This window comes from Chromatiaceae bacterium (assembly GCA_024235395.1).
Lineage (GTDB): Bacteria > Pseudomonadota > Gammaproteobacteria > Chromatiales > Chromatiaceae > Thiosocius.
Genome location: JACKMK010000001.1, coordinates 563,515 through 585,989, shown reverse-complemented (window position 1 = coordinate 585,989; position 22,475 = coordinate 563,515). Strand labels below are relative to the sequence as shown.

At 65.9% G+C, this 22,475-nt stretch carries 18 protein-coding genes; 14 read left to right on the top strand and 4 right to left on the bottom strand.

Annotation, left to right across the window (positions count from 1 at the left end; genetic code table 11):
- Positions 1-107: 107 nt before the first annotated feature.
- The gene (locus H6955_02675; protein ID MCP5312432.1) at positions 108-1,094 is read left to right on the top strand and encodes an MBL fold metallo-hydrolase; all 987 of its coding nucleotides are present in this window, start codon (positions 108-110) and stop codon (positions 1,092-1,094) included.
- A 102-nt stretch (positions 1,095-1,196) separates the two neighbouring features.
- On the opposite strand, the gene H6955_02670 is transcribed toward H6955_02675, so the two are convergent.
- Positions 1,197-2,555: a two-component sensor histidine kinase gene (locus H6955_02670; protein ID MCP5312431.1), complete on the bottom strand. Its 1,359-nt coding sequence runs from the start codon at positions 2,553-2,555 to the stop codon at positions 1,197-1,199.
- Between the two features lie 593 nt (positions 2,556-3,148).
- Between H6955_02670 and H6955_02665 the strand changes: the two genes are divergently transcribed.
- The 6 genes from H6955_02665 (at position 3,149) to H6955_02640 (ending at position 9,398) form a co-directional block, all read left to right on the top strand.
- The gene (locus H6955_02665; protein MCP5312430.1) at positions 3,149-3,796 is read left to right on the top strand and encodes an HdeD family acid-resistance protein; all 648 of its coding nucleotides are present in this window, start codon (positions 3,149-3,151) and stop codon (positions 3,794-3,796) included.
- 249 nt (positions 3,797-4,045) lie between these two features.
- Entirely contained in the window at positions 4,046-4,210 is a 165-nt protein-coding gene (locus H6955_02660) for a DUF1328 domain-containing protein (protein MCP5312429.1), read from the top strand.
- A gap of 67 nt (positions 4,211-4,277) precedes the next feature.
- Positions 4,278-4,841 (top strand): DUF1134 domain-containing protein, encoded by a 564-nt coding sequence (locus H6955_02655; protein MCP5312428.1) that lies wholly within the window; start codon positions 4,278-4,280, stop codon positions 4,839-4,841.
- A gap of 27 nt (positions 4,842-4,868) precedes the next feature.
- Positions 4,869-5,726, top strand: a complete 858-nt coding sequence (locus H6955_02650; protein ID MCP5312427.1) for a YegS/Rv2252/BmrU family lipid kinase — start codon at positions 4,869-4,871, stop codon at positions 5,724-5,726.
- A 37-nt stretch (positions 5,727-5,763) separates the two neighbouring features.
- Positions 5,764-6,201, top strand: a complete 438-nt coding sequence (locus tag H6955_02645; protein ID MCP5312426.1) for a hypothetical protein — start codon at positions 5,764-5,766, stop codon at positions 6,199-6,201.
- Between the two features lie 398 nt (positions 6,202-6,599).
- A complete protein-coding gene (locus H6955_02640) occupies positions 6,600-9,398 on the top strand; it encodes a PAS domain-containing protein (GenBank protein MCP5312425.1) in 2,799 nt (932 codons plus the stop codon).
- A gap of 15 nt (positions 9,399-9,413) precedes the next feature.
- Here H6955_02640 and H6955_02635 read toward each other — a convergent pair whose 3' ends face one another.
- A complete protein-coding gene (locus H6955_02635; protein ID MCP5312424.1) occupies positions 9,414-10,859 on the bottom strand; it encodes a potassium transporter in 1,446 nt (481 codons plus the stop codon).
- A 244-nt stretch (positions 10,860-11,103) separates the two neighbouring features.
- Here H6955_02635 and sbmA point away from each other — a divergent pair, with 244 nt between their 5' ends.
- The 7 genes from sbmA to H6955_02600 all read left to right on the top strand — a co-directional run bounded on the left by sbmA (position 11,104) and on the right by H6955_02600 (position 20,226).
- Positions 11,104-12,360 (top strand): peptide antibiotic transporter SbmA, encoded by a 1,257-nt coding sequence (gene sbmA / locus H6955_02630; GenBank protein ID MCP5312423.1) that lies wholly within the window; start codon positions 11,104-11,106, stop codon positions 12,358-12,360.
- A 173-nt stretch (positions 12,361-12,533) separates the two neighbouring features.
- The gene (locus H6955_02625; protein MCP5312422.1) at positions 12,534-13,544 is read left to right on the top strand and encodes a MoxR family ATPase; all 1,011 of its coding nucleotides are present in this window, start codon (positions 12,534-12,536) and stop codon (positions 13,542-13,544) included.
- 16 nt (positions 13,545-13,560) lie between these two features.
- Positions 13,561-14,541, top strand: a complete 981-nt coding sequence (locus H6955_02620) for a DUF58 domain-containing protein (protein ID MCP5312421.1) — start codon at positions 13,561-13,563, stop codon at positions 14,539-14,541.
- Positions 14,542-14,564: 23 nt separating this feature from the next.
- Positions 14,565-15,047 (top strand): DUF4381 domain-containing protein, encoded by a 483-nt coding sequence (locus H6955_02615; GenBank protein ID MCP5312420.1) that lies wholly within the window; start codon positions 14,565-14,567, stop codon positions 15,045-15,047.
- Positions 15,044-16,063 (top strand): VWA domain-containing protein, encoded by a 1,020-nt coding sequence (locus tag H6955_02610; GenBank protein MCP5312419.1) that lies wholly within the window; start codon positions 15,044-15,046, stop codon positions 16,061-16,063. Before H6955_02615 ends, H6955_02610 begins: the two co-directional genes overlap by 4 nt.
- Positions 16,053-18,392 carry a VWA domain-containing protein gene (locus H6955_02605; GenBank protein MCP5312418.1) on the top strand — a complete coding sequence of 780 codons (2,340 nt, stop codon included), beginning with the start codon at positions 16,053-16,055 and terminating at the stop codon, positions 18,390-18,392. The genes H6955_02610 and H6955_02605 overlap by 11 nt, the downstream gene beginning before the upstream one ends.
- 7 nt (positions 18,393-18,399) lie before the next feature.
- Entirely contained in the window at positions 18,400-20,226 is a 1,827-nt protein-coding gene (locus H6955_02600; GenBank protein MCP5312417.1) for a protein BatD, read from the top strand.
- Between the two features lie 159 nt (positions 20,227-20,385).
- Here H6955_02600 and H6955_02595 read toward each other — a convergent pair whose 3' ends face one another.
- Together H6955_02595 and H6955_02590 are read right to left on the bottom strand one after the other, a co-directional pair.
- Positions 20,386-21,747, bottom strand: a complete 1,362-nt coding sequence (locus H6955_02595) for a hypothetical protein (protein MCP5312416.1) — start codon at positions 21,745-21,747, stop codon at positions 20,386-20,388.
- A 280-nt stretch (positions 21,748-22,027) separates the two neighbouring features.
- On the bottom strand, positions 22,028-22,408 hold the full coding sequence (locus H6955_02590) for a hypothetical protein (GenBank protein MCP5312415.1): 381 nt from the start codon (positions 22,406-22,408) through the stop codon (positions 22,028-22,030).
- Positions 22,409-22,475 lie beyond the last annotated feature (67 nt).

The following is a 22,475-nucleotide window of genomic DNA, read 5'->3' as shown; positions in this document are numbered from 1 at the left end:
GGGTCCTGCAGTGGCCCGGGCTGCATCACCGGCAGGGTCCAGACGTGCGGGCCAGCGTGGTACGCGGCGGACAGGGGCGCTATGACCGTGGAAACGAGGGGAGGCTGATGGAACCGAACGGCTTGATCAGGGTAAGGCGATCGTGGCCTGCAAACCGCCGGGTGATCGATGCGGCGCGTGTTGTGCTGTGTGGTGCCTTGCTGGTGCTGTGTGGCCCCGCGTTCGCGCAGTGTGAGGGCCGCCTGGCGTTGCAGGTGCTCGGCTCAGGCGGTCCGATCGCGGACGACGCCCGGGCGTCGAGTGGCTATCTGTTGTGGATCGACGGCCATGCACGCCTGCTGGTCGACGCCGGCGGTGGAACCTTCCTGAGGTTCGGCGAATCCGGTGCCAACATCGAAGACCTCGAGGCGATCCTGCTCACCCATCTCCATACCGACCACGCGACCGACCTGCCCGCCTTGCTGAAGGGGGGCTATTTCTCGGATCGCACACGACCGCTACCGGTGATAGGTCCGGACGGCGCGCCGGGCTGGCCGGGCGTTGGGGCGTTCATGCACGGACTCTTTGCACCCGGGTCCGGAGTGTTTCGCTACCTGGCAGGTTTCCTCGACGGCAGCGATCAGCTGTTTGAGACGCCGGTGGTCGAAGTGGACCACAGGAGCCGCATCGCGCAGACGGTGATCGACGAACCCAACCTCAAGGTACGGGTGATCGGAGTGCGGCATGGTGTGGTCCCGGCGCTGGGTGTCTTGATCGAGGCTGGCGCCTGGTCGATTGCGCTCACCGGTGATCAGAACGATGACAACCCGCAGTTCGTCGAGCTGGCGAAGGGTGCGAACCTCCTGGTCGTCGATCATGCGATTCCGGCGTCGGCCGGCGAGGTCGCGCGCGCATTGCACCTGACACCGCAGGCGATCGGCCGCATGGCGGCCGAGGCGCGGGTCGGACATCTGGTGCTGTCCCACCTGATGGCACGCAGCCTGCGGCACCTGGAACAGAGCCGGGACATCATTGGACAGAGGTTCTCCGGCCCTGTATCGGTCGCAGAGGATCTTGCGTGCTTCGTGATCGACCGGGGTCCGGTGGCGCGATGATGGTGCGGGCCGGTCCAGGCCATATGTCCTGCGGCAGTGGCCGGTTGGCGGATCGTCGATACGGCTGCGCGCCACGTGTGCTGCCGAGCGCGCGACGTGGCGTCATACCGGAGTGATCGAAGATCCGCCGGGACTCAACGCCGAACCGCCCTCGCTCGCTGACGCGCCCTGGCGAATCGGAATGTAGAGCGACACCTGGCCACCGCCGTGGTTCTCGATGTGCAGGCGACCGGAGAGCTGTTCGACGAATCGCTTGACCATCGACAGCCCCAGACCGGTGCCTTCGCCGCGGGTCGAAAAGAAGTGACGGACGCCGTGCTCGAGCAGTGCCTCGGGAAAGCCCGGGCCATCGTCGGTTACGCGGACGACGATGTTATGCTGACGTTCGCGTGCCTCGACGTGGATGGCCCCGCCCGCGGGCGCCATCGCCTGCTTGGCGTTCAGGATCAGATTGAGCAACGCTCGCCGCAGCCCCTGGGGCGGCAGTATCGTTTCCAGCGGTCGCGTTACCTTGACGTCCAGTGCGACGTTGTCCGGCAACTGGTACGCGACCAGCTTTGCCGTGTCTTCGATCAAACCGGCCACGTCGGTATGCTCGACGGGCTCCGGCTTGTGGCGCGCCTGGTCCAGCTGCTGGCCGACGATGCCGATCAGCCGGTCCACCTCCTGGATCACCAGGTCGAGCCGTTCGCGGGTGTCCGGCTCGTCGGCCTCTTCCAACAGCGAGCCGCAGGCGGCGCGGATCGATGCGAGCGGGTTGCGAATCTCGTGTGCCAGCATCGCCGCCATTTCGCCGATCGCGGCGAAACGTTCGGCACGCCCGAGTTCGGCACGTTGCGCGACCAGCGCGCCCACCGCGAGCTCCACGCGTCGCTCCATCTCATCGTGTCGCTGTTCGTGTGCCTGCTCCAGGCGTGCCAGGCGATTGACCAGTGTGTTGTAGCTGTCGAATACCGGATGCAGCATACGGTCGATCTCCAGCAGCGACTGCGGTGAGTAGTCGCGTACCGCGAGTCGCCGCAGCAGGGCCGACAGTGCGTGCAGTGGGCGCAGGATACGGCGCTGGAACAGCAGCGTCATGATGCCGAGCAGCAGCGCGAGCAAAGCGATCCCACCCGCCGCGGTATGGGTCAGCGAGAGGAAGGTGTCCTGTGCGGTCTCCAGGTCCTGCAGATTGACCTGAATCCGCTGCGACAGCGTTTCGATCGCATCCAGCAGTTCGTCGTCCGTGGAGCGCATCGGCGGAGGCACACCCGTCGCCTGATTGCCGTTTACCAGGCTGAGCAGTTGGGACTCGGCTTCGGAAAGCGCCTCGGTGTCGGTCTGCAGCGGGCGCAGCCGTCTTTCGCCTTCGATTGCGAGTCCGACAGCGAGTGCCAGCAGCAACGCCAGCGTGGTAGCGACCAGGATCCCCATGGTGCGGAAGGTCTTAAAGAGGTCGAACGTCCGGTTTTCGTTCATGGCTCACCCTTCGTGAAGCGCCCAGTTTCACGCCTTTTCGAGTTTCGACGACGGCCGTGCGGCGGCCCGGCGCGCTGGCAGTGGTGCAAAGGACGGCCACAGGTACCCGCCTGCAGTCCGTGATCGGACGTACCGCATCCTTTGACCAGAAATCGCACTTTCATGCGCGTCGACATCGTTCCGGCTCACGCCGCACGACGTCTGAAAGGTGGGTCAGCAATATGCGCGCCACCCCTCTGTGCCTGCTCAGGGGCGTACCAACCGGCGTCTCGAGGGTTGCCGAACGCGGTATGCGCCGATGCCCGGCTACGCGCCGTGGACAAGACCGCGCAGCGCTGTGGCTCTTGTGGTCGATATGCACCGAATTCGGCGGATATGCGCTGGTCGCCGCGCGGCCGTACGCATCCTGCCCCGGGGTCGCCGCGGTCTTGGGCCATACCACCGGGCTGCCCGTTGTCTGGCATGTCCTGTGCGACAGATGCACCGATCCAAAACCGGGCCGGCGCTGTCTGGTAGGGATCGGCGGAAGGGCACGCGACCCTGTGCCCGACGATGTCTTGTGAAACGATCGTAACCGGGCGAGGAGGTATCGAATGATCGACACGCAACCGACACTGCAGCATACGGGAAGCGAGCAGGTAGCAGCGCGCCGAAGCGCGCCGCTGGGACTCTCCGAATTGCCGGTCGATTGGCGGTGGATGGCGGCAATGGGCGTCGGCATGATCGTCGCCGGCCTGGTCGGTGTGACCTATGCGGTGCGACTGACACTGGTGAGCGTCATGGCATTCGGCGTACTGGCGATACTGGCCGGTGGCGTCCAGGTCTGGCATGCCATGACCACCCGAGGGAGGCGCTGGGCCGGCGGGATGGTGCACGCCTTTGTCGGTATCGCATACCTCGCCGTAGGTGCACTGCTGGTGTGGGACCCGATTGCCGGGACGCTCAGCCTGACGATCGTGATGACGGCGTTTCTCATTGCCCTGGGGGCGGCACGGTTGGGTTACGCGTGGCAATGCCGACGGTTTCGCTGGCGGTGGCGTCTGGCACTGGCCGGCGGCGTCATCGATCTGCTGCTGGCCGGGGTGATCCTGTACGGTTGGCCGACGACGTCTTTGTGGGTCATCGGGACCATTCTAGCGGTCGAACTGCTGCTCAATGGCGTGACGCTGCTGGCGATAGCATCGGCGTCGCGTCGGTACGGACTTCCGTCGGCCCTTGCTTCCGGCAAACCCGACAGCTGACCCATGCCCAGCGTTGGTGTGTGCGCGTGCCATTACGACAGGGAGTGGTCGGGGCGCGGTCCGGGGAGGCGCATTTCGGCGACGTGGGTTGTCGAAAACCGCCGCACCGTTACCGGTTCGGGTGGAAACCGGCTTCGCTGTGTGACGACCGGCACGTTTTCGCGGGACACCTTCGCGGTGCTGTCATTGGCCCGCACCTTGCACCGCATACCTTGCCGGTAACGGTCACCGGCGCAACGGAGATCAACGATGCTTGGATGGGCACTGACATTCTTGATAGTCGCCATTGTCGCGGGGGCACTGGGCTTCAGTGGAGTCGCCGGAACCGCTACACAGATCGCCTGGATCCTGTTTGTTGTCGGACTGATCGTCGCGCTTGTTTTGTTCGTCATGGGCCGACGCCCGCGCCTATGATGCTGGAAGACGCGCAGTCGCCCCGGGCGTTTGCCGCTCCAATCCATTTTGTACCGAGGACGAATCCATGAAAGCCGTGAAGTATGGTCTGTACCTGGCGCTGATCTTGTTCGCCGGCGTGGTGATGGCCGAGCAGAAGCCGGAACACCAGACGTATTCGAAGAACGAGATACTGCAAAAGGTCGAAGACTTCTTCGGTGAAGGAGCGGAAGGACTCGCGGACGTCGTGGAAAAGGCGTTTGCCGACCATGGTGAACCGGATGCCTATATCGCCGGAGATGAGATATCAGCGGCATTGGGTGTCGGTGTGCGTTACGGCAAAGGGCAGCTGCAGACGGCCGGTGGCTACTCTCGCAAGGTGTACTGGCAGGGGCCGTCGATCGGGTTCGATGCCGGCGCGAACGCTTCCAAGGTGTTCGTCCTGATCTACCGGTTGGCAAGCCCGGAGTCCCTGTTCCAACGGTATCCGGGCATCGAGGGCAGCCTGTTCTTCGTCGGTGGCGTGGGTATGAACTACCTGCAGGTCGAGGATACGGTCATCGCGCCGATCCGCCTCGGGGCGGGATGGCGGCAGGGTGTCAACGTCGGCTATATGGACTTCACCCGCGAGGCGAGCCTGAACCCCTTCTAAGCGGCTACTGACGCAAAGTGATGCACGATGGACTGGCTGCTGACCAATGATCGATCGGGCACGTCGCGCGGTCGACAGGAATGGCTGAAGCGGCTCGCCGCGGCGGGCCTCGCGGAGGCGCCGAGACCGTTGGATGATCTCGGGCAGATCGCTCGCCTGTCGGCCGACGACCGGGTGATCGTCGCCGGTGGCGACGGGACCGTGAATCTGGTGGCACGAGACTGCGCGCGCAGCGGTTGTCGCCTTGGCGTACTGCCCGCAGGTACTGGAAACGATCTCGCGCGAGGTCTCGATATTCCGCTCGACCCAGATGCCGCCTGTGAAACGATCGTACGCGGCGTGGCGCGGACCCTGGATCTGGCCGCCGTGAACGACCGCCATTTTTTGAACGTCGCGCATGTGGGGTTCGGGTCGGAGGTCGGACGCCGGGCGGAGACGCGCAAGAGACGGGGTTGGGGACGACTCAGTTATCCGAGCGCGGTCTTGGACAAGCTGCAACGTCGCCGCGGCTTCAAGGCGACCATCCGCTGCGGCGGCGTAACGCACCGGGGACGCTGGCTGGAGATCGTTGTCGCAAACGGTGTGTCGTTCGGGGGTGGCCAGCGGGTATTCGATGTGGCGCAGGACGATGGCGCAATCGATGTGATCGCGATCCGGCCCAAACCGGTCTGGCGTCTGATCTGGGTATGGATCAAGGCGCAGATGCTCGCCACCACTCCGAGCGATGATGCGCTGGTGCGCATGCGCGGACCGCACTGCGAGGTCGATGATTGTGCGCCCCGCAGGATCACCGCCGATGGCGAGCAGGCGGGCGAGGTTCCGGCGCGCTTCACGATCGAGCACCGGGTGCTGCGCGTCATCGTCCCTGCCCGGGCATCGGATTGAACCCCGCCAGCCGAAACGCAACGGACGAGGGAAACACATGGTCACTCTGCGAGACACCGAACAGGCGACTTTGGCCGAGTTGCATGCCAGCGGGTCGGGCCTGCTGTTGAGATACCGGAGCCTGATCGACGCCGACATGGATGCACGGCTCAGTGACATCCTGTCGGTGATCTGCGAAGCCAGGGCACCACTGCTCGACAGGTTGGCGCACTGTACGCGCCAGCGCGATGATCAACCGACCGCGGCAGACCAGGAGGCCAATCAGCTGCAGGCTGTCATGGACCGCGTGGTCGGGTGGCTGGGCGATGTCGAGCTGCCTGTCGCACGTGTGTTCGAAGCGGAGCAGCAATGGCTGTCACTGCTGGATGAAGCGCAATCGCAGGATTGGTCGGCCGACGAAGGTGTGTTGCTCGCGCGCCTGCGCGACGATGCCAGGGAATCGCTCCGGCATCTGTCGTCGCTCTCGCGACACTAGGCGCGCCCGAGATCTCCACCGGCCTCCGGGTACGACGGCCTTCGCCGAGCGCATGCGGCTCAGCGTCCCGGTCCGGAAAGGGGATTGCCGTTCGCCCTGCTGTATCCACACCCGCGCCGGGTGCAACAGCCCGTCCGCCTCTGCATCCAAACCCCGCCGTGCCGCGTGCGACGCCGCACCTGGCGCCGGTGTCGACCCGGGGTGCGCCCTAGCACGCAGGGGGGATGTTCCAGGACCGGCCGTCGGCATGGGATCTGTCGCCTCAAAATTGGCCGGGATCTGCCGATGCATATCAGCGACGCGTGTCGTGGTCGCGCCAGCTACAGCAGGGTACCTTTATGAGATTGCAGATTCCGGGTCTGGGCGGTGTTGCAACCGTCCGGGGAAAAATCTATCGGATGCTAGGCGTCTTGTTCGCCGTGATGTTGGTGTGTACCGCCGGTTACCTGGCCTACAGCCAACGTACCCTGGTCAATCAGCTGGTCGAACACCAGACTACCGATCTCGCCGAATCCTACTTCGACAACATCAATACGCTGATGCTCACCGGCGGCATGGCCAATCGCGATATTCCGCGCAAGAAGGTACTGGCACGCGAGGCCGTGCTCGATGCGCGCATCATCCGTGGTCCCGCGGTAACCAAGCTGTACGGCCCGGGCGACGAAAACGCCCAGGTCCGCGACGACCTAGACCGCCGGGCGCTGGCTGGCGAACGTATCGAGTTGATCGAAGCGGGCGAAAACGGACGGGTTCTCAAGGTGCTGCTGCCGTTGCCGGCCAGCAAGGACTTCCGCGGGACGGATTGTATCGGCTGCCACGTCGCACCAGAGGGCGAGGTCCTGGGCGTGGTGCGCGTCGACTATTCGCTGGAAGCCTTCGATGCCGCGGTCAACCGCGACCTGTTGATGAACATCGGCATCAATTCCGCGCTGATGGTGCTGGGCCTGTTGATCATCGGCGCCTTGTTCTCGCGTATCGTCTCACAACCCCTCAATCAGCTGGTCAACACGATGCGCGCAGTGGCCGAGGGCCGGGCCGACTGGTCACAGCGTCTGAGCCTCGAGTCGAACGACGAGATCGGTGCCCTGGCCAACCATTTCAATACCGCGATAGAGAAGTTCGGCAATCTGATCGACGACACGTCCCGTCAGAAGGAAGAGGCCACGCGTCTGAAGACCGCGCTGGACTGCGTCAGTACGAACGTGATGGTCGCCGACGGCGACTACAACATCATCTACGCGAACGATGCCGTACAGGCGATGTTCCGCGACGCGGAAGCCGACCTACATGAAATGTTGCCTGGATTCGACGCCAACAATCTGATCGGGCGCAACATCGACGTATTCCATGTGAAGCCACAGCATCAGCGTCGTTTGCTCGACAAGCTGACGGATACCTACGAATCGCAAGTGACCGTCGGGCCACGTACCTTCCGCATCATCGCCAATCCGGTGGTCGACGCCAAGGGGCAACGTCTCGGCATCGCGGTCGAGTGGGCAGATCTGACCGCCGAAATGCGCGCCGCCGATGAAGAGGCCAAACGGCTCGAGGTCGAGCGCCGGCATGCGAGTGAAAACCTGCGCATTCGCACGGCCCTGGACAACGTCACCAGTTCGGTGATGGTGGCGGACGCGGACTACAACATCATCTATCTGAACAAGGCGTTGCAAAAGATGTTCGGCGACGCCCAGACGGAACTGCGCGAGGTGTTGCCCGGGTTCGACAGCACCCGGCTGCTGGGCAGCAACATGGACCAGTTCCACAAAGACCCGTCGCATCAGCGTCGCCTGCTCGATGGTATGACGTCGACCGTGAGCAGCGAGATGGAGGTGGCGGGTCTGACCCTACGCGTGGTCGCCAATCCTGTGCTGGATGAGCAGGGCGATCGCCTCGGCACCGTGGTCGAATGGGCCAACCGCACCGCCGAGGTCGCGGTCGAACGTGAGATCGACGGTATCGTGGCCGCGGCGCGCGACGGTGATCTCGCGACACGCGTCTCGCTGGAGGACAAACAGGGCTTTTTCCTCAAACTCGCCAGCGGCATCAACGAGCTGGTCGAGGTGATCGAGAATGTGTTCGGCGACATCGCGGATACGATGGGTGCAATGGCCGACGGCGACCTGACCCGGCCGATCGAGCGCGATTATTCGGGTGCGTTTGGCAAGGTCAAGGAAGATGTCAACACGACCGTGCGCAACATCGAAAAGATCGTGCACGAATTGCGCGAGGCGACAGACGCGATCAACACCGGGGCGGGCGAGATCTCGTCCGGCAACAACAATCTGTCATCGCGTACCGAGCAGCAGGCGGCGGCGCTCGAGGAGACGGCTGCTTCGATGGAGCAGCTCACCTCGACGGTGCGCAACAATGCCGATAACGCGCAGCAGGCCAACCAACTGGCTGGCAGCGCGAGCCAGTTGGCGACGCGCGGTGGTGAGGTGGTGAGTCATGCAGTGTCGGCGATGGGTGAGATCGACACCGCGAGCGGCAAGATCGCCGAGATCATCGGGGTGATCGACGAGATCGCGTTCCAGACCAACCTGCTCGCGCTGAACGCCTCGGTGGAGGCGGCGCGTGCCGGTGAACAGGGGCGTGGCTTTGCCGTGGTCGCAACCGAGGTCCGCAATCTCGCCGGCAGGTCGGCGACGGCAGCGAAACAAATCAAGGAGCTGATCCAGGACTCGGTCGGCAAGGTAAAAGCCGGTAGCGAACTGGTGAACCAGTCCGGTGCCATGCTCGGAGAGATCGTCACCGGGGTGAAAAAGGTGGGTGACATCATCGCGGAGATCGCTGCTGCGTCTGCGGAACAGTCCTCCGGTATCGACCAGGTCAACCAGGCGGTCACTGCGATGGACGAGGTGACCCAGCAGAACGCGGCGCTGGCCGAGGAGACGTCCGCGGCATCGGCGTCGATGAGCGACAAAGCCAGGGAGATGGAACAGTTGGTCGGATTCTTCAAGATCTCCGGCACGCCCCCGATGTCTCGCGCCCCGCTGGCACCCGCCAAGACCGTCGTCGCATCGTCGCGGTCGGCAGCGGACAAGTCGTCGGCCCCGGCGTCCCGGCAGACAGCCAAGGTCGCAGCCGCCAGGCCGCCTGCGCCAGCGAAAGCGAAGGGCAAGCCGGCTCCGTCGCCAAAGCCGCAGCGTGCCAAGGCGCCCCCGGTGGACGACGAAGAGGAGTGGGAGGAATTCTGAACCCGGCGCCGATGCTCAGTCGCGCCAGAAGGCCGGGGTCAATATCACCAGTACGGTGAAAATCTCCAGTCGTCCGAAGAGCATCGCCAGAATACCGATCAGTTTGCCGGCGTCGCTGACGCCGGCAAAGGTCGTCGCCACCTCGCCGAGTCCAGGGCCGAGGTTGTTGATGCAGGTCGCCACCGCTGAGAACGCGCTGACCTGATCCAGCCCGGCCGCCATCATCATCAGCGTCAGCAGTGCGAACACCACGACGTAGGCCGAAAAGAATCCCCAGATCGCCTGGCTTACGCGCGGCGCCAACACCTGGGTACCTATGCGCAAGGGGCGTACGGCGTGCGGATGGATCAGGTAGTGGATCTCCTGGCCGCCCTGTTTCAGCAGCAACAGCACGCGTGAAACCTTGATGCCGCCGGCGGTCGAACCGCCACAGCCGCCGACGAAGCTCATGAAGATCAGCAGCAGCGGCAGGAAACTCGGCCAGACCGAGAAATCCGCGGTACCGAAGCCCGTGCTGGTAATCACCGATACCACCTCGAACATCGAGTCGAGCAACGCGTCCATCGGGTGCTCGTAGGCCTGCAGGTGCCACAGCATGCCTGCGATCACCAGCAGCGCGACGACGATCAGGATCAGGAAGCTGCGTGCCTCGACGTCGCGCCAGTAGGGGCTTGGCGAACGATCCGCGAGCGCACGGTAGTGCAGCGCGAAATTGATCCCGCCGGCGAGCATGAAGACGATCGCGATGGCATCGATCGCCGGGCTGTCGAAGTAGCCGAGACTGGCGTCGTGGCTGGAGAAACCGCCTGTGGAGACAGTTGCAAAGCCGTGCACGACGGCATCGAACACGCTCATCCCGGCGATCCAGTAAAAGAAAATACAGGCCGCCGTCAGTCCGACGTACAGCAGCCACAAGGCGCGCGCCACCTGCGTCAGGCGCGGCTTGAGCTTTTCCTCCTTCATCGGCCCTGGTGCCTCGGCCCGATACAACTGCATGCCGCCGATACCGAGCATCGGCATGACCGCGACGGCGAGCACCACCAGCCCCATGCCACCGAGCCACTGTAGCTGGCCGCGGTAGTAGAGAATGGAGGGCGGCATCTGGTCGAGGCCGATCACGACGGTGGCCCCGGTGGTCGTGAAGCCCGATACGGCTTCAAAGAACGCATCGACGAAGCTCAAATGGGGTCCGATCACAAACGGGATCGCCGACAAGAGGCTCAAGACCAGCCAGAACAGTGTGACGATGATGAATCCTTCGCGCCGGCCGAAATCGCCGAGTGAGCGGCGCGTCGGCAGCCACAGGGCGAGTCCGATGGCGTGGATCATCACGAACGACAGCGCGAAATGTACTGCCTCGCCGTCATCAAACCACAATGCAACCAGGATCGGCGGTATGACCGATAGGCTGAACATCATGCACAGGAACCCGACGATGCCGAGGATGTGAAACGTCTTCATTGGGGAGGCGGCGGCTTGCGGCCCCTACATTATAGCGCCAGCAGGCACCGCGCAGGGTGTGGCCGGCCAGCGCGACCGGTCGGCTTATTGTCCGAAAGGGAGTAGGCTATGCGCCGGCTGAGCACGCTGGACGCCGCAAGCGCAGGGGCCCTGCGAGCGGATCAGCGGCCGTTGCGGCGGCCCGCGTTGGCCGTTTCCAGCCGCGCGCCATGCGCAGTGTCTTGTTTTTCCTGGGAGAGCATCGGTGTTTGCTTCGTTTTTTCCGCGTCCGCGGTTGTTTTTCACCATGGCGGTCGTGTGGAGCGCGCTGGCCTCGCTGGTCTGGTACCTCGCGGGCGACAGTCTGGGCGCCTTGCTCGGCTTTCCGCCGGCCGAACCGGATGCTCCCCCCGTCATCGGCGTCGGGTATTTTCTGACGTCGCAGTTCATGTGGTTTTATATCTACTACGGCGCTGCGACCGCGCTGTTCGCGATGTTCTGGTTCCGTCTCTACCCCCACCGCTGGCAATTGTGGTCGGTGCTGGGCTCGTCGCTGATCCTGTTCTCGACCTATTTCTCGGTGCAGGTCTCGGTTGCGATCAACGAGTGGCGACGTCCTTTCTTCGATGCCGTTCAGCAGGCGCTGTCGGGCGATGCGAGTGTTTCGGTCGGTGAGCTCTACGGTCTGCTGGGGGACTTCGCCGGGATCGCGTTCGTGGCGATATTCGTGATCGTCGTGACCAGCTTTTTTGTCAGTCACTACGTGTTTCGTTGGCGTACCGCGATGAACGACTACTACGTTGGGCGCTGGGCCGAGGTGCGGCGCATCGAGGGTGCATCGCAACGCATCCAGGAAGACACCATGCGTTTCGCCGACATCGTCGAGACCCTGGGGGTGAAGATTGTCGACGCGGTGATGACGTTGTTTGCGTTTCTTCCGGTGTTGTTCTCTTTGTCCTCTTATGTTTCCGAGCTGCCGGTGGTCGGCAACATCGCCGCACCGCTGTTCACCGCGGCACTGATCTGGTCGGTGTTCGGCACTTTGCTGTTGGCGGTTGCAGGGATCAAGTTGCCGGGACTCTATTTTCGCAACCAGCGGGTCGAGGCGGCCTACCGCAAGGAGTTGGTGTATGGCGAGGATGATGCCGGCCGGGCCCAGCCGCCGACCTTGCGCGAGTTGTTCGGCAACGTCCGGCGCAATTACTTCCGGCTGTACTTCCATTATTTCTATTTCAACATCGTGCGCTACAGCTATCTGCAGGCAGACAATATCTTCGTGTATCTGATCCTGGTGCCGACGATCGCCGCTGGCAAGATCACGTTTGGCATCCTGCAGCAGATCCTCACGGCATTCGGCCAGGTGTCGTCGTCGTTCCAGTACCTGGTCAACTCCTGGACCACGATCGTCGAGTTGCAGTCGATCTACAAGCGCCTCGCCGCGTTCGAGGCGGCGTTCGAAAAACGGCCGTTGCCGCAACTCGATCAGGCCTATCTCGCGGGCGAGACCGGTGCAGTGGACTGATGGCCAGCAAGGCTACCGTGCCTGGCGCGAGGCACCGGCCGGCTTGAGCCATCGGCGACTGCCGCCGAAACACTGTCGCGAAAAAGCGGTGTCCTCGACGGAACGTTCCCTGCATGATGGCGGTCTGACGTGACAACCAAGACGATCAGATATCGCGACGAGGATGATGCAGGATGGGCAGTACTGACGTGCGGGTGAAGGAGCAGACCGAGGGCGAAGTCGATGCGCTTCGCAGCGAGTTCGACCAGCTGCGAACGCACGTGGAGCAGCAGATTCTCGGCCAGTCCGAACTCGTGGAACGGTTGCTGATGGCATTGCTCGCGGACGGTCACCTGCTGGTCGAAGGGGCCCCCGGCCTGGCCAAGACGAAGGCGGTCAAGGCATTGGCGTCGGGCCTCGAAGGCGATTTTCACCGTATCCAGTTCACGCCCGACCTGCTGCCGGCGGATCTCACCGGGACCGAGATCTATCGGCCGCAGGACGGCAGCTTCCATTTCGACAAAGGTCCGGTGTTCCACAATTTCGTGCTCGCCGATGAGGTCAACCGCGCACCGGCGAAGGTGCAGTCCGCGTTGCTCGAGGCAATGGGCGAGCGACAGGTCACCGTGGGACGTGAGACCTTCCATCTGCCCGAGCTGTTCCTGGTCATGGCGACTCAGAACCCGATCGAGCAGGAAGGCACCTACCCGCTGCCCGAGGCACAGCTCGACCGCTTTCTGATGCACGTGCGTGTCGACTATCCCGACCTTGCGACCGAAAAGGCGATCCTGAGCCTGAACCGCGATGAGGCACGGGCCAGCGAGCGGCCGCCGGGCAGTCACAAGGTCAGCCAGCACAGTGTGTTTGCCGCGCGCCGTGCGATCCTCGAACTGTTCATGTCGCCGGACGTCGAGGACTACCTGGTGCACCTGGTGCTCGCCACCCGCGATCCGGCACCCTATGGTCGCGACCTCGCCGGGTGGCTGCGTTATGGCGCAAGTCCGCGCGCGACCCTGGCGCTCGATCGCTGCGCACGCGCACGTGCCTGGCTGGATGGACGCGACTATGTATCGCCGGAGGATATCCAGGCGGTCGCCCCGGACGTGCTGCGCCATCGGGTACTGCTCTCATACCAGGCGGAGGCCGAGGGCCGCACCGCCCAGGGGTTCGTCGAGACGCTGCTGGGCAGGGTGGCCGTACCCTGACGGAGGCGTGTCGTTGCTGAACCCGACAGACGCATCAGGCGGCGGGCCGACAGGCACGCGTATCGATCTCGAGACGCTGATCGCATTGCGGCAGGAGGCGCGCCAGTTGCAGATTGCGCCGCGCGGCAAGGTGCTGGCGACCCGCAGCGGCGGCCATCTCTCGCGGTTCCGCGGGCGTGGGATGGAGTACGACGAGTCACGCGTCTATCAGCCGGGCGACGACCCGCGCAACATGGACTGGCGGGTCACGGCGCGTTCCAGCACCGCACATGTCAAATTGTTTCGTGAGGAGCGAGAGCGACCGGTCTGGCTGTTCGTCGACCAGCGCCCGGCAATGCGTTTTGCCAGCCGGGTCGCATTCAAATCGGTCGTCGCGGCGCATGCGGCGGCACTGCTCGCCTGGGCCGCCGCCGACAAGGGTGACCGGGTCGGTGGCCTGGTGTTCGACGACGGACGCTATGTCGAATACCGGCCGGCCGCGCGTACCCGCGGGCTGTTGCCGCTGCTGCACGCGCTGACCGAGTTCTCCGAAGCGGGGGGCGAGGGTGCGCCCGGCGGCGAACTTGGCACCGGCACGCCGGACGGCGCGCTCACCGCTGCTGCGACCCATCTGGTGCAATTGGTGCGGCCGGGCAGTCTGGTGTTCCTGATCAGTGACTTTGCCGCGTTCGGAGCCGGTGACGATGCGTGGATCGCGAGGCTCGCGGCCGGCAGCGAGCTGGTGTTCGTGCACGTCTTTGATCCGCTCGACGAGGCACCGCCGCCAGCGGCGCGCTATCCGGTGACCGACGGCGATACCGGTAGGGTACTGGATACCGGCAGCGCGGCGTTGCGCGCCGCCTGGACCGCGCGTTTCGATGCGCAGGTCGGCCACCTCGAAACCCTGTGCCGGCATTACCAGGCACACCGTGTCGCACTGCGCACGGATCAACCGGTGGGCGACGCGTTGCGCCACGGCCTGCGTCCGCGTCTGCTGCGCAGCGGAGGGATCCGGTGAACGGCCCCGCGCAGCAGATACCACTGTCCGGCGATCCTTTGGCGGGCCTGCGCGATTACCATCTGCCGGACCCGGTCGCCTGGTGGCCGCCCGCGCCGGGTTGGTGGGTGTTGCTCGGCGTGCTGCTGATCGCGTGCGTGGCGACACTGTGGTGGTGGCAGCGTCGTCGCCGTTGTACCGCCGCGGCGCGCGCGGCATTGCGCGAACTGGAGCGGTTGCATCGGCGTACCGATCCCGGCGCCGATGGGATCGCGTACCTGCGCGGCCTTTCGCGGCTGCTGCGGCGTTATGCACGCGTCGCGTTCCCGGGCCAGCCGGTCGCGGCGTTGACGGGTGACGCCTGGCTGACGTTTCTCGATGCGCACGGCGGTGCCGGCCGTTTCCGCGACGGCCCGGGCCGGCTGCTTGCGGACGCCCCGTATCGCGCGGCGGCCGATGGGCGGCCGGATGAGCTCGCGACATTGGTCAGGGACTGGATCCGACACAATCGCGGAGGCTGTCGATGATCCATTTCGTGTGGCCCTGGGTATTCCTCGCCTTGCCGCTGCCGTGGCTCGTGAGGCGCCTGCTGCCGCCCGCACCCGCGCACACCGGCGAGGCACTGCGCCTGCCGTTTCTGCGCGACCTGCCCGCGGCAGGCACCGATGCAGGCACGCCGCACAGCGGCCGGCGCCGCACGGCTGCCTGGCTGGCATGGCTGTTACTGGTGGTCGCCGCAGCACAGCCGCAGTGGCTCGGCGAACCGCTGCGCCTGCCGGTCGCCGGTCGCGATCTGATGCTCGCGGTCGATGTCTCCGGGTCGATGGAGCAGGACGACTATCGGCTGAACGACCGCCCGGTCAATCGTCTCGACGTGGTCAAGGCGGTGGCCGGACGTTTCATAGAGCGCCGGGACGGGGATCGTCTGGGACTGGTTCTGTTCGGAACCCGGGCCTACCTGCAGACGCCGCTGACCTACGACCGTGAGACGGTTCGGAACATGTTGAACGAGGCGGTGATCGGCCTGGCCGGCCGCGACACGGCGATCGGCGATGCGATCGCGGTTGCGGTGAAGCGGCTGAAGGAACAGGCGCAGGACAACCGCGTGTTGATCCTGCTGACGGACGGCGCGAACACGGTCGGTAACATCGCGCCGCTCGACGCGGCAAGGGTCGCGGCACGCGCCGGCGTACGCATCTACACGATCGGTATCGGTGGCGGCCCGGTCGGCGTGCGTACCCCGTTCGGCCTGCTCAGCCAGCAGGGGCGCGACCTCGACCCGGCGACCCTGAAGGCGATCGCCGCGGAGACCGGTGGCCGCTATTTCGAGGCCACCGATACCGTCCAGCTGGAGCGCGTCTACGACGAACTCGATCGCCTCGAACCCAGTGTCCGCGACAGTCTCAGCCTGAGACCGCTGCACGCCCTGTACATGTGGCCCGCGGGTGGCGCACTCCTGCTCAGCGTGGTTCTCGCGTTGGGAACGCTGCCGCGGCGGCTCGTGGTCTCCGACACCGCGCGGGTGGGCAAAGATGCTGTCTGATTTCCACTTCCTGCGCCCGCTGTGGCTGCTGGCATTGCTGCCGCTCGCGTGGGTGCTCTGGCAGTTGCGCCTCGGCAGCGGAGGGGCGGATGCATGGCGCAAGGTGGTCGATGCGCATCTGTTGCCGCGCATGCTGAGCGATCTCGGCGGTGATGCGCGCCGGCTGCCGCTGCTGCTACTCGCGATCGGTTGGGTGCTCGCGGTGCTCGCGTTGGCCGGCCCGACCTGGCAGCGCCTGCCGGAACCCCTGTTTGCGGCGCGCCAGTACCGCGTCATCGTGCTCGACCTGTCGGCGTCGATGAACGCGACGGACCTGGCGCCGTCGCGCCTCGCGCGTGCGCGCTACAAGGTCCTCGACCTGCTGCGCGCAGCGCGCGACGGCCAGACCGCGTTGCTCGCCTATGGTGCCGAACCCTTCGTTGTTGCACCCCTGACCGGCGATGCCGAGACGATCGCGGCGCAGGTACCGCATCTCGAGACCAGCCTGCTGCCGGTCGGTGGTGCGCGACGCGAGGATCTTGCGCTGGCCCAGGCCGGCGACCTGTTGCGTCAGGCCGAGGCGCCGGACGGGCAGGTGCTGTTGTTGACCGGCAGCCTGGACAGCCCGGGTGCGGCGATCGACGCTGCGCGCCGCCTGCGCGGGGATGGCTATCGCGTCTCGGTGCTCGGCATAGGGACCACCAAGGGCGGGCCGGTGGCCGGTCCGGACGGCGCGCTGCTCAAGGACGACAAGGGCGCGATCCGCATGGCGCGCCTCGACGACGATGCGCTGCGCGAACTGGCCGGCGCCGGGGGTGGCCGTTACATCGGTATCACGGCCGATGACGGCGACATCCTGGCGCTGGCGCCGGATGCACCGGTGTTGCCCGGCGAGGCCGGCGACGCACGCCAGAGCGCCGACCGTTGGCGTGAAGAGGGGCCTTGGCTGTTGCTGTTGTTGCTGCCGCTTGCCGCGCTCGGGTTTCGCCGTGGCTGGTTCGGCGCGCTGTCGCTGACCCTGCTGTTGCTGCCGCCGCCGGACGCCAGCGCGGCGACCTGGGACGGGCTGTGGCAGCGCCCCGATCAACGTGCGGCAGCGTTGTTGGAAGACGGCAGGCCCGAGCAGGCGGCAGGCCGGTTCGAGCGCCCCGACTGGCGGGCTGCGGCGCACTACAGGGCGGGCGACTACGCGGCAGCGTTGTCTGCGCTCGAGGGGCTCGATGGGCCGGAGGTTGCGTACAACCGGGGCAATGCGCTGGCGCGCCTGGACCGCCTCGACGAGGCGCTGGCCGCCTATGACACGGCACTCACGGCGCGACCGGACGACGCCGATGCCCGCCACAATCGAGACCTGGTGCAGCGCCTGCTCGACCAGCGTCGCGCACAGCGCGAGCGCGATTCCGCACAGAACCCGCGGTCGGCCGACGCCGGCCAACCCGGCGAAACCACCGGGGAGGACGACGCGACCCAGGGTGATACGGCCGGTGCCGAACAGGGTTCGCAGCAGGCCGATGCGTCCTCGCAGCAGGACCAGACGAGTCCCGCGGGCCAGCGCGACCAGAGTGCGGCCGCAGGTGACCAGGCCGATGACCGTCAGGCCGGCGATGCGGGCGCAGATACCGGCGGCCAGGCGGGGGCCACGCAGGACGATGGCCAGGGCCCCGAAACGGCATCGGCAGATGGCGATACGTCGGATGACGGACAGCGCAACGGACCGCAGCGTGCGCAATCCGCGCAACAGGATCAGCAGACTGATGCGCGGCAGCACAGCACCGCATCGGCGGCGGACGCCGCGCGGCAAGACGTTGGCGGCGAGGGGGAGGTCGAACCGCGCAGCGATCGGCAGGCTGAGGCGTCGACAGCCGGCGAGCGGCAGACGCCGGACCCGAAGACACCGGGCGCCTCGGGCGATCAGCACGCGGCGACCCCCGACGAGGAGCCGTCCGATCCGGCAACAGAGACGGCTGAGCCGGGCGCCGGGCGCGACGACCCCTCCGAACGGACGGGCGATCTGGCGCAGCAGAACGGCGCTGGCGGTGGCGAACGCGACGAGCCGCCGCAGCGGGACGACCAGGGAGAGGCGCCGAACCCGGCAGCAACGCCACAGGGCGCGAATACCGCGGCGACGGGCGGGCCGCGCACGCCACAGGCGCCGGGCCTGTCCGACCTGCTCCGTGACCGGCAACAGCTGGCCGCGCAGGGGATGCCGGGCGCGGAGGTGCCGCACGTCGATCCGGAAGACCGCCAGGCGATCGAACAGATGTTGCGCCGCGTCGACGACGATCCGGCGGGCCTGCTGCGTCAGCGTTTCCTGCTGCAGCACCTGCGTCGCAGTGGTCGACTACCCTGAGGTAAGTATGAAACACGCGATCCACATACGGCATCTGGTTCTGTTCGGGCTGCTGCTGGCCACCGTGCAGGTCTGGGCGGCCGGGCCGGAGGCCCGTCTCGACCGGACGCGGATCGGCGAGGGCGAGACGGTCACCCTGATCATCAGCGTGCCGGGTGGCAGCAACGGGACCCCCGACCTGTCGCCGGTGACGCAGGATTTCGATGTCCTGAACCAGAGCCAGAGCATGCATATGAGCATGATCAACGGGCGCAGTTCGAGCAGCCGCAGCTGGCAGTACGTACTTGCACCGAAACGCACCGGCAAGCTGACGATCCCGGCGATCCGGGTCGACAGTGCGAGCACTGGGCCTTTGTCGCTGGACGTGCTGCCGGCTGCCGACGCGGCGAAGGCGGGACCGGCGGCGCCGGTGTTCATGGAGGTCGAGGTCGAGCCGCAGCAGCCCTATGTGCAGCAGAAGGTGATCTACACCGCCCGCCTGTTGTCGCGCGTCCCGTTGCGCCAGGCGCATATCTCGGATCCGCAGGCCACCGACGCGCTGGTCGAGCCGCTTGGACCCGAAACCGAGTACACCACGCAGCGCGACGGCCAGCAGTACCGGGTCAGCGAGCGTCGTTACGCCGTGTTTCCGCAGCGCAGCGGTACCTTGCAGATCGACGGCCCGGTACTCAGCGCCGAGGTGCCGGAACAGAACCCGCGCGGCGGTGGGCCCGGACAGACGTTCCGGGGGCGCGACCCGTTTGCGGATTTCGACCGCCTGTTTGGCCGCAGTGGCCTGCCGAGCCTCAATGGCGCCTTCACTCAGACGCGACCGATCCGGCTGCGTGCACGTCAGCTGAAGATCGACGTACTGGCGCAACCGGCCGGATCGGCATCGCCTTGGCTGCCTGCGGAATCGCTGACGCTGAACGAGACCTGGTCGGAGAATCCGCCGGTGTTCCGTGTCGGCGAGCCGGTCACACGCACCGTCGCGATCACTGCGCAAGGGCTGAGTGCCGCGCAGTTGCCTGACCTCGCGCTCGACGCCGGCAGTGGTATCAAGGTGTACCCCGACAAACCGCAGGCCCAGGCGCGGGTCGATGGAAACACCCTGGTCGCACAGAAGGTGATACGTGCGGCGTTGGTCCCGTCGCACAGTGGTGCGCTGACCCTGCCCGCCGTCCGCGTCGCCTGGTGGGACACCGGGGCAGGCGAACAGCACGTCGCCGAACTGCCGGCACGCGCGATCGAGGTGTTACCGGCGGCGGCCGGCGCGGCGGCACAGCGTCCGCCACCGTCCACGCAGGCGGTGCCCGAAGCCCGGGCCGCCGCAACGATCCCCGATGCCGCCGGTGCAGCGCGCTCTGCCGATTCGGCCCCCGGATACTGGCCGTGGGTCGCGGCACTGTTGGCACTCGCCTGGCTGGCGACCGCCGCGCTCTGGTGGCGCGCCCGACAACACGTCACGCCCGCCGGCACGCGTGACGAGACAGTGACGCCGGAGACCACCAAGACCCCATCGCGGGGCGAGCGGCGCGCGGCGCTGGCACGCATCGAGCAGGCCTTCCGCGGCAATGACGTCGCCGCGGCGCGTCGTGCACTGATCGACTGGGCGGCTGTGCGTTGGCCGGACGACCCGCCGCGACGCCTGGATCTGATCGCGCGGCGCCTCGGCGGTGATGCCGAGGCGGTCTGTGCGCAGGTCGATGCGCAGCTGTACGCGGATGCGTCTTCGGCCTGGGACGGCGCTGCAGCCTGGCAGGTCATGGGGCCGCTGCTCGCGCACGGCCTGCCCGACGCCGGTGTCGCCCCCGACACGGATGTCCTGCCACCACTGTACCCGCAAGGCGCTTGAGGCCGGGTATCGGCGGTCTTGGTCCCGGCACCCGCAACATCGTTCGGCATGACATGACCGCGTGGCCGGCTACGCCATAACGTTTGCAAAGGCGCGCCAGGCTCGACAACGTGAATCGGCGGTCCATGTCGACAGAGCGTTCTATCGTGCCATGCGTGATCAATAGGGGCAGCTGTCGAGCCACAGGAACGATGGCGACAGCGTGTCGGCCTCTGCGACAGCGTAGTCGTCCACCAGCTGACTGTAGTTCAGGCCCGTTCCGATCATCCAATCGTACACGGCGTCCACGAACGTCAGCTGCACGCCGGGATCCTCCATGAGCTGAAACAGCGCGGCGTCTTCGCGGGTGATACCGACGTGCCGGCGACACATGGGGCCATAAGCTCCAGCGGCGACGCCGTTCGACGAGACAACCGTCGTCGCGATCTCGTCGAGACGATCGGCCATGTAGCTGGCGTAGTCCGCTTCGGTGATGGCGGCATACCCCGCGTCCTGGACAACCGCGTCGACACCGTCGAAGAGCAGAAAGTCCAGCAGGTCGCTGCGCACGAAAACCGGCGTTGCAAGCGCTGTCTTTACGACGAAGCCGGCGTCTTCGCAGCGCCAGGGATCGGACGCGTTGGCCGCCAGGCAGGAATCGTCGGTGTCGGCCAGCCACACGGACTGATCGTTGTAGAACCCGGTCCAGACGGTCTCGGCCTCGGCAGGGGTCAGCCAGTTCTGCAGCTTGGGGATGATGGCCGCATCCACGACGACCCGAAACGGGACTTCGGGATTCGTGGCTCGCAGCGCCCCCCGTATGCGGTCCGCCTGCTGGGCCGCACCGACTCCACCCGCCGACGAACCACTGAGCAGGACGTGGGTGGCGTAATCGAGATCCGGAACGCTCTCGTCGAGACCGTCCCCATCGGTGTCCACGGCGACCGTGCCGGTCTGCAGGTCCCGCAGCGTCGCTTCCAGGATATGCCCGCCGGCGAAGTCGAGATCCATGCCGCCCAGCGTGGTCGCCCCTGCGCGACCGCGGTGCATGTCCGAACCGCAGTAGTACACGACGACCTGCGTCCAGCCGTCCAGCGGGTTCGCCGCGCCCCAGCGTGGCGAACCATCGGCGAATCCGTTGAAGAAGGCCGCATCGGGCGTCCAGTCCGAGCTCATGAGCTCGGAAAGCGAAGCCCCGCCGCTCGCGTCACCGCACCAGCGCTCCGCACAGCTTGCTTCGTCGGTGCACGAGAAGCCACCCATGAGGTGGATGTGCCACTTGTCCGGGTCCGTGGTCCCGGGACGCACGTAGTACACGCCCGGCGATCCATCGTTGCAGATCGCGGCCGGGTCGCTGAGAACGACGCGGTGCAGGTCGCGCGCAGGATTCCCGGTAGCCGACTTCATACCGGTGGGCAGCACCACGCCGGCAGCGTGGGGCCCCGCAGTACCGGCCGGACAGCTGTAGGTGGCCAGCGGCGCGGCTTGGGCGGGGCCTAGGCTGATCAGCGGGACGATCAAGATGACAGGGCGAATAGACATGAGCTTGCCTCCTTGGCTGATGCCGACGCGACGCAGTAGTGGTGCTTCACGCCGATCGGCTTATCGATCAATTGCCTCCTTGCGACGATCTGCGACGGCACGACGTTGCAGGGAAGCGTCCGTTTGTCACTTCGCCAGAAAGCCCAATCAGGTTTCTGTGACAATCGGCGTGAACCCGGGGTGGAAAAAGCACGTGACTCGGCGGCGTTTGTCGGACAGCGCTGAAGCAGACAACACAAGGACACGGAACGGCCGAAGAGGGAATCGAGGTCAAGACGTGTCAGCCGCTCGTCGCGAGGGCATCAACAAAACAAAGCAGCCGTTCGCGCAGCAACACCTCTGGTTCATGGCTATCGGCAAAAAAGGCCGGCTGGCTCACGATGAAATCCCAGGTGTCCGTTGAACGAACCGCGGACCTCCCGTGACCGGTGTTTGCAGGGTTGGTTGCACTGGTGTGTTGCTGGCGAAAGCGGCTCGGCCGGTTGCGGGTGATCGTTGTAGCGGATCGGGATCTAACCGTTGCGGCGGTTGCCGGGCGTGCGGCCGGGTTCCAGGTGCAACCGTGGATCCCCCGGCTGGTTGGTCGGCCGCGGAAGTTCGCGACAAAACGTTCTGAACAAATGCCGGTTGCGTAGTTGCAGCTGTAGATTGCCGGTGACATGTAACTTGTCCGTCGCATGGGCGGACAGCGCAGGCGCTGCGCCATTGGACCTCACTGTCAATCGCCG